General features: G+C 67.9%; 9 protein-coding genes, 1 tRNA gene and 1 pseudogene. 5 read left to right on the top strand and 6 right to left on the bottom strand.

What is annotated here, in order from left to right:
• Positions 1 to 22: 22 nt before the first annotated feature.
• Genes HMPREF3121_RS02345 through HMPREF3121_RS02335 form a run of 3 tightly spaced genes read right to left on the bottom strand, consistent with a single transcriptional unit; the run spans position 23 to position 3,458 of the window.
• On the bottom strand, positions 23 to 1,213 hold the full coding sequence (locus HMPREF3121_RS02345) for a hypothetical protein (RefSeq protein WP_070519509.1): 1,191 nt from the start codon (positions 1,211 to 1,213) through the stop codon (positions 23 to 25).
• Between the two features lie 2 nt (positions 1,214 to 1,215).
• The gene (locus tag HMPREF3121_RS02340) at positions 1,216 to 2,067 is read right to left on the bottom strand and encodes a serine hydrolase domain-containing protein (RefSeq protein WP_070519507.1); all 852 of its coding nucleotides are present in this window, start codon (positions 2,065 to 2,067) and stop codon (positions 1,216 to 1,218) included.
• Entirely contained in the window at positions 2,064 to 3,458 is a 1,395-nt protein-coding gene (locus tag HMPREF3121_RS02335) for a dicarboxylate/amino acid:cation symporter (RefSeq protein WP_070519505.1), read from the bottom strand. Before HMPREF3121_RS02335 ends, HMPREF3121_RS02340 begins: the two co-directional genes overlap by 4 nt.
• A gap of 339 nt (positions 3,459 to 3,797) precedes the next feature.
• Between HMPREF3121_RS02335 and HMPREF3121_RS02330 the strand changes: the two are divergent.
• Positions 3,798 to 4,451: pseudogene (locus tag HMPREF3121_RS02330) on the top strand (trimeric intracellular cation channel family protein); the annotation flags it as partial.
• Positions 4,452 to 4,702: 251 nt separating this feature from the next.
• A complete protein-coding gene (locus tag HMPREF3121_RS02325; RefSeq protein ID WP_246816041.1) occupies positions 4,703 to 6,469 on the top strand; it encodes an MFS transporter in 1,767 nt (588 codons plus the stop codon).
• 66 nt (positions 6,470 to 6,535) lie between these two features.
• On the opposite strand, the gene HMPREF3121_RS02320 is transcribed toward HMPREF3121_RS02325, so the two are convergent.
• A tRNA-Ile gene (locus HMPREF3121_RS02320) sits at positions 6,536 to 6,609 on the bottom strand.
• Between the two features lie 151 nt (positions 6,610 to 6,760).
• On the opposite strand from HMPREF3121_RS02320, the gene HMPREF3121_RS02315 reads away from it, so the two are divergent.
• Together HMPREF3121_RS02315 and HMPREF3121_RS02310 are read left to right on the top strand one after the other, a co-directional pair.
• Positions 6,761 to 7,855, top strand: coding sequence for a ribokinase (locus HMPREF3121_RS02315; protein WP_246816040.1), 1,095 nt, complete (start codon positions 6,761 to 6,763; stop codon positions 7,853 to 7,855).
• A 142-nt stretch (positions 7,856 to 7,997) separates the two neighbouring features.
• Positions 7,998 to 8,819, top strand: a complete 822-nt coding sequence (locus tag HMPREF3121_RS02310; protein ID WP_070519586.1) for an alpha/beta fold hydrolase — start codon at positions 7,998 to 8,000, stop codon at positions 8,817 to 8,819.
• Positions 8,820 to 8,962: 143 nt separating this feature from the next.
• Here the strand turns inward: HMPREF3121_RS02310 and HMPREF3121_RS02305 are convergent, their stop codons facing one another.
• Together HMPREF3121_RS02305 and HMPREF3121_RS02300 are read right to left on the bottom strand one after the other, a co-directional pair.
• Positions 8,963 to 10,591, bottom strand: coding sequence for a flavin-containing monooxygenase (locus tag HMPREF3121_RS02305; RefSeq protein ID WP_070519501.1), 1,629 nt, complete (start codon positions 10,589 to 10,591; stop codon positions 8,963 to 8,965).
• Positions 10,592 to 10,657: 66 nt separating this feature from the next.
• Entirely contained in the window at positions 10,658 to 12,022 is a 1,365-nt protein-coding gene (locus HMPREF3121_RS02300) for a PhoH family protein (protein WP_168161354.1), read from the bottom strand.
• Positions 12,023 to 12,328: 306 nt separating this feature from the next.
• Here HMPREF3121_RS02300 and HMPREF3121_RS02295 point away from each other — a divergent pair, with 306 nt between their 5' ends.
• A complete protein-coding gene (locus tag HMPREF3121_RS02295; protein ID WP_070519499.1) occupies positions 12,329 to 13,000 on the top strand; it encodes a LiaF domain-containing protein in 672 nt (223 codons plus the stop codon).
• Positions 13,001 to 13,064 lie beyond the last annotated feature (64 nt).

Raw genomic sequence — 13,064 nt, 5'->3', positions numbered from 1 at the left:
CCGCCCCGACTCATTCGTCGCCCTATTCGATGAGTCCCTCGAGATCGCGGAAAACCACCGACACGACGGTATCCGCGCCCACCTTCAGCGGAAACGATGGTGTGCCGGCATCGATCTCGAGAGACGACCATGGTTTCAGGTAAGCGGGAATACTCGGTTCGTCGTATTCGGTGGCGTCCCGCATACCGGAAAAGCGCCGAAGATCAATGAACTCATCGATGTCGGCCACCGACATGAGCGCATCGCTCATGTGGAGCCAAAAATCCAGCAAGAGCCGGAACACAAACCTGCGAAATCGGATCGAATCATCGACATCCCGAAGATCCGCGGGAAGCCCGTCTTCCTCCATCGCCACGTCGAAGGCGATGCGCAGAACATCCGACCCCGAATCGGCGACTCTCCGAAGGAATTCGCGGAGCTGCGGGGCGGCGTGCGCAAACTCACCGGCGATTCCGGCCCCGGGGCGAACGCGCGAACGAACAGCGCCATAACGCGACGACGTTGCGACGACGATGTCGTCCCCATCCCCGCCGCCGTCCCGGCCCAGGGGATCAACCCGGCCCAGGGGATGAAACAGCCAACCGGTGAAAGGACCGCACTCGACCAGAACGTCTTCATCGACATGGTGGTCGGCCCGGGGCGCGTTCGCCGCCGGCGCTTCGCCGTCGACGCTCACCCCGGCGTGGGAACGCATGAGCCTCCAGAAGTCCCCGAAATCGCGGACGGGCCCTTCCCCGAAGAACCCGGTGTCCCGAAAGTCCGCGACCAGCGCCAACAACGACCCCACGGGCATCCGCCTCAGTTCCGTCCCCTCATCGCCGCATACGCCCTCGTATCCGGTCATGCAGGCGAACCCATCGCCGGATTCCTCGACGGCGACGGCCGTGTAATTCCACAGGAACAGCACGGAACCCGGGGACTGCCGCACGCTCGCATGCAGCCACAGCAGATTCATCTCGACGTACGGGCAAAGCTCCAGTTCGGAGTACCACTCGGCCAACGCCGCAGGTTCGACTCCCCCAATCGCCCGCGGGAAAAGCAATTGCACCGTCGGCGGGCACCGCACGCCGGTGTGCTCCCCCACCAAAACCTTGTCCGGCGGCGCGAACATTCCGAAAAAGCAGCCGTCGCCGACCTCGGGAACGTAGTCGGGGAAAGCGGCGGGAGGATCGGGCCACGGTTCGAAACCCGATTCCCGCAGGAAGCCCGCCATCTTTACTCCGCAGCCTCGAACGCCGACCACAGCTCGTCGTTGAAGTCGGTCCACAGCGGCTTGGCCCACTCGCCGAAGGGCCGGTCGGTGAGCACCACGCAGGCGCGGCCCGTCGGCGCGTGCAGCCACAGGAACGTGCCGGCCTGTCCGAAATGCCCGGCGACGTCACCCGACATCGACTCGCCGAACCACAGGCCCTGGCGGGACTCGGGGCGGGAGAAGATCTCGAACCCCAGCCCCCAGTCAGCCGGCTTCTGCGCCCCATACCCCGGCACGACGCCATTCAGACCGGGAAACTGCACGGTCAGCGCTTCGGCGACGGTGTCGGGGTGCAGCACCGCCGGGGCGAGGATCTCGTCGGCGAACTTCATCAGGTCCGCCACCGACCCCTCACCGGCGTGGCCGGCCGAACCATGCAGCACAGACGACTCCATGCCCAACGGCTGGAACGTCGCCTCCCGCAGGTACGCCGCGAAACTCATCCCGGCTTCGTCGGCGATGCGGTCGGCGATGATGTCGAACCCCGCCGACGAATACAGCCGCCGCTCCCCCGGCTCCCGCTCCGGCTTGGGCGACGCGAACCCCACGCCGGAGGCATGCGACAGCAGATGCCGCACGGTCGAACCGGGCGGGCCGAGCTCGTCGTCGAGGTCGAACACGCCCTCCTCCACCGCCACCAGCATCGCGTGGGCCGACAGCAGCTTGGTCACGCTGGCCAGGCCATACACGCGCGATGCATCACCGTGGACGACCCACTTCCCGTCGGCGCCGCGGGCTGCGGCGCACACGGACTTCACGGGCCATTCGTCGACTGCGGCAAGGCTGCTGGACAGGGCGGAGGAAAGCTCGGTCATGCTCCCAGGCTAACGCGGGAGTCGGAGACGGCGTCGTCGTCAAGCGAACGGGGCTCGCCCTCGAAGGCCTCCTCGTCGAGGATGCCGGCTCGCTTGGCCACGACCGCCGGAACCAGCGCCTGACCCGTGACGTTGACCGCGGTGCGGCCCATGTCGACGATCGGCTCGACCGCCAGCAGCAGGCCGACGCCCTCCAACGGCAGCCCCAGCGTCGACAGGGTCAGGGTGAGCATGACCGTCGCACCGGTCGTGCCGGCCGTCGCCGCCGACCCGAGCACGGAGACGATGACGATGAGCAGGTAATCGGTCGCCCCCAACTGCAGACCGTAGAACTGCGCCACGAACAACGCGGCGATGGCCGGGTAAATCGCGGCGCAACCGTCCATCTTCGTCGTCGCGCCCAGCGGCACGGCGAACGACGAATACTCCTGCGGCACACCGAGACGACGCTCCGTGACGCGCTGCGTGACCGGCATGACGCCCATCGACGACCGCGTGACGAAGCCCAGCGACGTCACCGGCCACACGCGCTTGAAGAACCCGCCCACCGGCAGACCGTTGAGCTTGAGCACCGCCGGGTAGATGACGCCGATGACGACGAGCAGACCGACGTAGATGGCGACGACGAACTTGCCCAGCGAACCCAACGCCTCCCAGCCGTACTCGGCGACGGCGCGGCCGATGAGCGCCGCCGTGCCGATCGGCGCCAGGCGGATGATCCACCACAGGACCTTCTGGATGATCTTCAGCAGCGACTCCGTGCCCCGCAGGAACGGCTCGGCCGGATTCCCGACCTTCACCGCCGCGATGCCCAGCGCAATGGAGATGACCAGCAACTGCAGGACGTTGAACACCGGGTCGGCGCCATCCTCCGTCACCTTCACGCCCAAGCCGAGGATGTTGTCCGGCACGATGCCGGCCAGAAACGCCCACCACGAACCCGTCGACGACGGGGCCTCCGCGGCGGCGGCGTCGACGGAGGAGCCGATGCCGGGCTTGAGCCACACGCCGATGAGGATGCCGGCGACCACCGACGCGAAGGACGTGGCCGCGAACCACAGCAACGTCGACAAGGCCAGGCGCGCGGCATTGGTGACCTTGCGCAGATTGGCCACCGACGTGATCACCGCGGTGACCACCAACGGCGGAACCATCAACTTGAGCAGCTGCACGTACGCGCCGCCGACGGAATCGAGCACGGCGCGCAGCCCGGACCCTTCCGCCGTGCCGCGGGCGACGAAACCGAGGATCAGGCCGATGATGAGGCCATAGATGACCTGGGCCCCGAAACCGGTGGCCCAAGAAGGAACCCACGAAGGGAGAAAGCGGCGATGATCGGTCGCCGAAGAAGAGGTGCTCACGGTAGAGCCTTTCTGATGAGCCCGCGACATCGCGCGTTCGCCGGCACGGATGGGCGCGGGCGCGAACGCGATCGGGGTGCGGGGGTGCGCGAGGTGACGCGCGGTGCAGGATACGGGGATCCGCCGGTGCCGACGTCGGCGGCGGGCGGATCGATCAGACGAAGGTCACGGGGCGCGGACACATGTCCCCGTGCACGTGGCCCTGGTCCAACCAGAGCCTGCGAGTGAGCATCATCGACATGGCCGACAGACTAGAAGCAGACAGATTGGTCTGTCAACAAACGGCCCGGAGACCTCCGCTGGAACTGCCGCTGGAACCGACGCGACGTACCCGCCGACACCCGCGCCCCGATGGTCTACCGTTGAACCATGCTGCTCCATGTGTTGTGGGTCATCGGCATCACCGCCGAAGGCATGACCGGCGCGCTGGCCGCCGGACGCCAGAAAATGGACCTCTTCGGCGTATCCACCATCGCCTGCGTCACCGCCATCGGCGGCGGCACCATCCGCGACCTGATATTGGGCCACTATCCGCTGGTGTGGGTCGAAGATCCGCAATACCTGCTGCTCATCATCGGCGCCGCGATTTTGACGGTGTCCATCTCCTTCCTCATGGAGCACTTCCGGGTGCTGTTCCTGGTCCTCGACGCGGTGGGCCTGTCCGCCTTCGCGGTGATCGGCATCCGCATCGCCCTGGAGATGGGATACGGCTTCATCATCGCCGTGGTGGCGGCGGTGCTCACCGGCGTCTTCGGCGGCGTGCTGCGCGATCTGCTGTGCGACCGCGTGCCCCTGGTGTTCCAGAAGGAGCTCTACGCCTCCATCGCGCTGTTCGCGACGGTCGTCTACTTCGCCCTGGATTGGATGGGCGCCTCCGAAACGGCGACGATCATCACGTCGGTGACCGTCGCCTTCGTCACCCGCCTCCTGTCCATCTGGCGCGGCTGGGGCCTGCCCGTGTTCGACTACCAGGAACGCGACTACCAGCGCGACCCCAACCACCGCCTGTGGAACTTCTTCCGCTGGAACTCCAAGAGCTCGACGGGCGGCAACGGATCGGCCGGCTCGGGCGGCAACGGGTCGGCCAACTCGGCCAGCTCGGGCAACTCGGACGGATCCGATTCCCGCTCGGACAACGGCGCGAACGATGATCCGGAGGGCCGGCCAACCTCGGATTGAGCGCGCACCCGGCAAATGGCGCCGTCCAACCGCGCCGAAAAGTTCACACTTTCCATTGATGTCCACGGCCGTTTCCGGGGCATAGCGTGATGGACATGACCACGACATCAGGCGCCGCCGGCGACCGCACCGGCACCCCGGAGCGGCGCCCGGGCACCACCGAATCCCCCTATCCCCGCCGCTGGGCGGCGTTGGCGGTCCTCGCCTGCGGCCTCGGCCTGGTGGTCCTGGACGGCACCATCGTCGGCGTCTCCATGCCCACCATCATCCGGGAGCTCGGCCTGGACTTGGCCGGAGCCCAGTGGGTGACCAGCCTCTACGCGGTGGTCTTCGCCGCCTTCCTGCTCACCGCCGGACGCATCGGCGACTTCGCGGGCCGTCGCAGGCTGTTCCTCGTCGGCGTCGCCCTGTTCACCGTCGGTTCGGTGATGGCGGCCCTGGCCACCGGCGGCGGGTCGCTCATCGGCGCCCGCGTGATCCAGGGCCTGGGTGGTGCGGCGATTCTGCCGTCGACGCTGTCGACGGTCAACGTGGTCTTCCGGGGCCGCGAACGTGCCGCCGCCTTCGGCGTGTGGGGCGCGGTGATGGCCGGTGCCGCCGCCATCGGCCCCCTCGCCGGCGGCCTGCTCACCGAAAACATCGGCTGGGAATCGATTTTCTGGGTCAACGTCCCCATCGGCGTCGCCCTCATCGTCGCGGGTCTGGCGGTGGTGCCGGAAACCTCGGCGCGTGACGACGACTCCTCCGCCGACGACACCGCCCATCGTGCCGCGGCACGCCCGACCGACGACGACCGCCGTGCAAGCGACGTGGACGACGAGAACGAAGACGACACCACATTGCTCCGGATCCGACGGTTCGACGTGGCGGGCTTCGTGCTGTCGGCAGTCGGCTTCGGCACCCTGGTCTTCGGCATCATCGAAGGCCCCAAGATCGGCTTCTTCACCCAGATCCGCCCCTTCTCCATCGGCCCGCTCGACTGGCCGGCCAACTTCCCCTCGGCCGCGGGCATCGCCCTGGTCATCGCGACGGTGTCCCTGACCGCCTTCGTTTTCGTCGAAAAGTCCCGGTCCAGGGCCGACGCGCCCGTCCTGCTGGAACTGGGCATGTTCCGCTACCCCACCTTCAGCTGGGGCAACGCGACGGCGCTGATGGTCGCCATCGGCGAATTCGCCCTGGTCTTCGTCCTCCCGCTGTATCTGATCTCCGCCGTCGGACTGTCGACCGTGGTCACCGGCGTCATCCTCGCCGGCATGGCCCTCGGCGCATTCCTGTCCGGCGCCATGGCCCGCCACCTCGCCGCACGCATCGGAGCCCCCGGCGTGGTGCTGCTCGGCCTGGGCCTGGAGGTCTTCGGCGCCCTGCAACTGGCGGCGGAGGAACGCCCCGAGCAGCCGCTGTGGCTCGTCGTCGTGGCCCTGACGATCTACGGCCTGGGCCTGGGCCTGGCCTCGGCGCAGCTGACGTCGCTGGTGCTCGGCGACATCCCGGAATCGCTGTCGGGACAGGCCTCCGCCACCCAGTCGACCATCCGGCAGGTCGGCTCCGCGCTCGGCGCCGCACTCGCCGGGGCGATGCTGACGGTGGGCATCCGGACCAACGCCGGCGACCTCCCGTCATCTGTGGCCCACTTCGCCGAACCGCTGTCGGATTCGGCGGGCGGACTGCTCAATGCGCTGCGGGCCCAGGGCGCTCCCGCCGACATCATCGCGCCGCTGTCCAAGCTCTTCGCCGACGCGACCAGGTTGTCGCTGTTCTCGGCGGTCGCGGCCCTGACCATCGGCTTCGTCTGCGCCCTGATGGTGCGCCGCAGCCACGCGGAATCCGATGCCGAAGCCCCCACCGACGCACCCGTGAAGTAGAACCACACTCCCCCTCGACGACCACCGCCCCACCGGAACCAACCGGCGGGGCGGCATGCGTCACCGTGCCCCCGGCGGGGCTCGAACCCGCGACCTATGGATTATGAGTCCACGGCTCTAACCGACTGAGCTACAGGGGCGAAAGCGAAACGACCCCGAAAACGGGAAACGCCCGCGTATGCGCACCGGCTCAATCTACCAAGCCCGGCGGACGACGCGGACATGGACGTCGCAAAGCACGGGCACCGCTCCCCCGGGCGCGTTTCCGCCGCTCATGGCAAAGTTGAGGGTATGCAGAACGACCACCGCCGCCCCGGCACGCACCGCACCATCCAGCCCATCGACGCCACCGTCGAGCGCCTGATGCCGGATGCCGACCCCGGTGAGCCGACCGTGGTGATCTGCGGATCCCTCCACCAGGACGCCCTCGCCCGCGTCCCCGAGTTCCCCGCCCCCGGCGAATCGGCGATCGTCGACGACAGCTCGCTGTCCCTCGGCGGCAAGGGCGCCAACCAGGCATCCGCCGTCGCCCACGCCGACGTCCGCGCCATCATGGCCGGCACCGTCGGCGAAGACCCCGCCGCCGACCTCGTCCTGGCGGAACTGGCCGCCCACGGCGTCGACACCCACTCCGTGCGCACCACCTGGGACGAACCGACCGGCTCCGCCTACATCGCGGCGACGCCCGACGGCCACCACATGGTGTTCGTCACCCGCGGCGCCAACACCGTCACCGAGCCGACGGACTTCACCGACGAAATCACCGGAGCCGACGTCCTCCTCGCCCAGGGCGAACTGCGCCCCGACGCCACCGAACAGCTCGGCATGATCGCCAACCTGCACGGCACCCGATTCATCCTCAACCTCGCGCCCGTCACCGTGGTGACGCCGACGCTCATCGACAGCGCCGACCCGCTCATCGTCAACGCCACCGAAGCATGGGAAGTGCTGCGCAAGCTCGGCGCCTCCGAAGGCATCCGCCGCGGCGACCTGGCCGGCCAGATCGACTCGCTGCTGCAGTACTGCCCGTCGGTGATCATCTCCCTGGGCGACGAAGGCAGCGTCTACGCCCGCGCCGTAGTCGACGGCGGCGACGGCATCGTGTGGCACCAGCCGTCGCTGAAGGTCCCCGCCGAGGACATCGTCGACACCACCGGCGCCGGCGACGCCTTCGCCGGCACCATCGCCGCAGAACTCGCCCGCGGCGGCAGCTTCGAACGGGCCGTCGCCCTGGGCACCGCCGCCGGGTCGCTGGCCGTCCGTTCCTTCGGCGCGACGTCGTCCTACGCGGACTACGCCACCCTCCAGGCCACCGTCGCCGCCGACGATTTCCCGGCGCGCCGCCGCCTGGAGGGCACCACGAAGACGGGCACCACCAAGAACTGACGAACTGACCCGACGGGGGCGGCGGTTCAGCCGAACACCCGCGACCGCGTGAGCGACCTCGAGCACCGGCGGCCCCACCTTCTCCGCGGCGGTTTCCGCCGAACCGCCGCATTTTCGTTTCGTGTCCAATACCCTGTCGCGCATGACGCAGAAATCCGACGCCAACCACGCCGACGCCTCCTCGTCGCCGATCGCCCACTCCATCCACGGCGAAGGACCGACGCTGGTGCTCATCCACGGCATCTGCCATTCACGGCACGCCTGGGACGACGTGCTGCCCGGGCTCGTCGACCACTTCCGGGTGGTCACCATCGACTTGCCGGGACACGGCGAGACGCCGAATCCCGATTCGCTTGACGACGACATCGTCGACAGGATGATCGACGAACTCGCCGCCTTCCTGCGCGAAGTTTCGACCGACGGGGAGAAGCCCCACGTGGCGGGCAATTCGCTGGGCGGATACTTCGCGCTGGAGCTGGCCCGGCGCGGCCACGCGGCGACGGCGACGGCGTTCAACCCGGCCGGGTTCTTCCACGGCCCCTGGGATCAGCGCCGCACGGTCGCGCAGTTCCTCGCGCTGCGCGCCATCGGCCGGATCCTGAAGCCCGTGCTGCCGGCCATGGCCAAAACCGCGATCGGCCGCACCTCGATGTTCGGCATGTTTTCGGCGAAGCCCTGGCGCCTCGACCCCGACGCCGTCGTCCGCGACGCGAAGAACATGCTGCGCAACACGGTCATCGACCACGGCTTGGCCGCCGATTTCATCTATTCCCCGTCCGTCGGCGACGCCGCCCAGACGGTGTACTGGGGCACCACGGACCTGACCCTCATCCGCGGTTGGAAGCGCCACCACGACGTGCTGCCCGAGGTGCCACTGCATCTGCTGCCCGGCCTGGGACACGTGCCGATGGTCGACGACGGCGACACCGTCGCGGCCTGCATCCGCCGCAGCGCCCGAATCTGACCGGCCCACCACCGGGCCATCACCGTCCCATTACAGGGCCACCAACGGATCACCGCCGGCCCGCCACCTGGCCCCCCGGGGCGGGCACACGAAAGGGCGCGGAACCGAACCGGTCCCGCGCCCTTCGAGTCTCCTATGGCGCGCTAGCGGCTCGGTTCCAGCGCCGGCCGGGCCACCCGCAGGTCATACGACGACGCGTCGAACTTCTTCGTCTTCAACCGGAATTTCCACGTCCAGCTCGGCCACACCGCCGGCGCATTGCCGTGATCGTCGAGGTACCACGAACCGCAACCGCTGACCCACACCGTGTCCGGCAGGCGCTTGCGAATCCAGTCGTTCCACTCGCCCTGGGCGCGCTCCGACACCTCCGCGACATCGGCACCGTGGCGGCGCTTAGTCCGGAGCATGTCCATGAAGTAATTCGCCTGGGATTCGATCATGTAGATCATCGACGAATGCCCCAGGCCCGTCGCCGGGCCCATGAGGACCGACAAGTTCGGGTAACCGTGAATGGTGGTGCCCTTGTGGGCGCTCATGCCCTCGCGGCGCCACGCCTCGGCCAGCGACTCGCCGTCACGCCCGTGGACCAACTCGAACGTCGGCGAGTCGGTGACGTGGAAACCCGTGCAGACGATGAGCACGTCGATCGGACGCTCCGTGCCATCCGCCGTCGTGATCGAATGGGCGTTGACCCGCTGAATCGGATCGGTGACCAACTCGACGTTGTCCCGGGCGATCGCCGGGTAATACGTGTTCGAGATCAGCATGCGCTTGCAGCCGATGGTGAACTTCGGAGTCAGCTTCTCCCGCAGCTTCCGGTCCCGGACCTGCGCCCGCAACATCGCCAGCGACACCCCCTTGATCGGGGCCATCAACGCGTCGTTCTTCGTCAGCCCCGGAATCTGCAGCTCACGGAAGAACCAGTCCTGCGCTCGAACAACCCGACGCAGCCCCGGCACGTTGCGCAACGCCGCCCGCTCCCACCCGGCATAGGAACGATCCAGCCGCGGAATCACATACGGGGCGGTGCGCTGGTAGACGTCCAGATGCCCGACGATCGGGGCGATCTTCGGGATGATCTGGATCGCCGAAGCCCCCGTGCCGATCACCGCCACCCGCTTGCCGCGCAAATCCACATCATGATCCCAGCGCGACGAATGGAAGACAGTGCCCTCGAACCCGCCGATCCCCTCGATGTCCGGCAGCCGCGGCTCGCACAACGCACCGACGCCGAGAACGAGCTCACGGGCCGACCACGTCGTGGTCTTCGGCTCCGCAGTCGCGACCTCCCCATCCCGTGCACCCCCGTCGGCGTCGCCGCCGAACACCTTGTCGGCCAACTCCCCCGACGTGGCCACTGCGGTGCGCCCGTCGGCGTCGTCAAGCACATGCGGAAACTCGCGAGTCGTCACCAACCACCGGCCCGCCGCATCATCCCACCGGGCGTCGACCATCTCCGTTCGGAACCGGATATGCGGGTACAAACCCTGCTGAACCGCGACGCTGCGCTGGTAATCGGCGATCTCCGGCTGCGTGCCGAAACTGCGGGACCAATCGAAGTCCTGCGCGAACGACAACGAATACAGATGACTGGGCACGTCACACGCCGCACCCGGATACGTGTTGTCGCGCCACGTGCCGCCCACCTCGTGACCACGATCGATGATCTGGAAATCCTCGATCCCCTCACGCAGAAGACGGACACCGGCGGTGATGCCGGAAAAACCCGCGCCGACGATCAGAACCTCAGTTTTGCGAACCGAATCATTCATGGAACGTACGATAGCGCCCGAGTCGCCGACGCGGGAGGTTTTTCCCCGAGTCCCGGAAAACCCGTCCTACCCCTCTTCCAGCAGGTTGGTCACCAACTCGGCGATGCGCGACCGCTCCGACCGCTGCAAGGTCACGTGCCCGAACAACGCGTTGCCCTTGAGCTTCTCGATGATCGCCGCAACACCGTCATGCCGCCCGACCCGCAGGTTGTCGCGCTGCGCGACATCATGGGTGAGCACCACCCGCGAATTCGAGCCGAGGCGCGACAACACCGTCAGCAACACGTTGCGCTCCAACGACTGCGCCTCGTCGACGATGACGAAACTGTCGTGAAGGCTGCGGCCGCGGATGTGCGTCAACGGCAGCACCTCGAGCATCCCCCGCGCCTGGATCTCGTCCATGACGTTCTCGCTGACCAGGCCCTCCAACGTGTCGTACACCGCCTGGGCCCACGGATTCATCTTCTCGCTCTCCGACCCCGGCAAATAACCGAGATTCTGCCCGCCCACCGCGTACAGCGGCCGGAACACGACGATCTTGCGATGCCGGCCATGCTCCAACACCGCCTCCAGGCCGGCGCACAACGCCAACGCGGACTTGCCCGTGCCCGCGCGGCCGCCGAGCGAAACGATCCCGACCTCGTCGTCGAGAAGCAGATCAAGCGCGATGCGCTGCTCCGCGGAACGGCCCCGCAGACCGAAGGCCTCCACATCCCCGCGAACCAGCCGAACCGCACCACCCGGCACGATGCGGCCCAACGCCGACTGCGACCCCGCGGTCAACTGCACCCCGCAATGCACCGGCAGCTCCGACACGGGCGCGCCTTCCTCGGTGACGGCATCGTCGGAAAGCTCGACGAACCCGTTGCGGAACAACGAATCTATGTCCTCCGACGCCACCCCCACCTGCGCCAACCCCGTGTAGCCGGTGACCACCACATCCTGCGCGTGATATTCGTCGGCCGGCAACCCCACCGCACCGGCCTTGACCCGCAGCGGAATGTCCTTGGTCACCAACACCGTGTCCCGGCCCTCCCCCCGGAAATTCAGGGCGCAGGCCAAAATACGGTGATCGTTGGCATCATTGCGAAAACCCGCCGGCAACACCGACGGGTCCGTGTGATTGAGCTCCACCTGCAGCGTGCCGCCCTCATTGTTGGCGGGCACCGGCAGATCCAGGCGCTCGTGACGGTGCCGCAGCTCCTCGAGCTGGCGCAACGCCGTCCGGGCGAACCAGCCCAACTCGGGGTGGTGCCGCTTGGCCTCCAGTTCGTTGATCACCACCAACGGCAGCACGACGGAGTGCTCGGCGAACTTCCGCAGCGCGTGCGGGTCGGACAACAGCACCGACGTGTCCAGCACGTAGGTGCGCAGCGCCGTGTCCCGGCGTCCGGCATCGTCGGACCCGCCTGCGGGCAGGGTGGAATCGATGGTGGCGCCGTGCGACGTCGCGCCCGCGGCCACCACCTCCCCATCCCGGATCAGAGGGTTTCGGTCAGTGGTCGCGGTCGTGGTACGCAACGTGGCTCCTGTTCCGCCCGACAGCTTCCCCCTGCCGGGCACACGCCAGGGTAGGTAACGAGGGTGGAAATCACATTGGTGGAAGATGAACTTCCCGTTAAGTTGCGGCTACGCCCACATCATCGCAGTTCAGAGGCTTGACGACGTCCACGCAGTCGCCGTCCGCCCCCGCGCCGACCCCACCGAGAAGGCCCCGAAGCGGGTAATTTCGACCCCATGACCAACCCCGGAACGCCCCACGAGCGCCGCGAACATCTCCAATCCAGGCTCGAAACCGCCGTCGGACGCGCGGAACTGAGCATCGGGGAGTACGACGAGCTCTGCGCACGGGTATGGGACGACGAACTCGCCGACGACTCCCCCGAACTCGACGCCATCGCGGGACGCCTGGAACGGATCGAATCGGCCCGCCCCGCCGACACCGCCCCCGCCCCGGATCCGCTGCGCACCGCCCGGAGCGACAACCCCTACCGCCAACCCGACCCCTACCGACCGCGCCCGGAGGGCCGCACCGGCCACGGCCTGGAGCTCATCGGCCGGACCCCGGACTCCGACCGGCAAGAGGGACGCCCCGCCCTGCTGTCCGACAAGAAGTTCACCGGACGCTGGGCCCCGCGCGCCGACACCACATGGTGGGCCCTGCTCGGCGAGGTGAAACTCGACCTGCGCCAGGCAGATTGGCCCGCCGAGCGGATCGTCCTGGATTTCCAGGCCCTCTGTTCCGACGCGAAAATCATCGTCCCGCCCGGCACCGCCATCGTCGACGACACGACGGCGCTGCTCGGCGAAGTGAAGAACAAGACCTCGTCATCCGCACCGGCCAACGGACTGACCGTCGTGCTCGACGGCTTCCTCTTCATGTCCGACTTGATCGTCCGCGACCGCTGATTCATGTCCGACCTGACCGTGCGCGACCACTGACGATTCATGCCCAATCTGACCGTGCGCGACT

This window comes from Corynebacterium sp. HMSC11E11, assembly GCF_001807025.1.
Taxonomy (GTDB): Bacteria; Actinomycetota; Actinomycetes; order Mycobacteriales; family Mycobacteriaceae; genus Corynebacterium; species Corynebacterium freneyi.
This window is presented reverse-complemented; position numbering and strand designations above follow the sequence as displayed.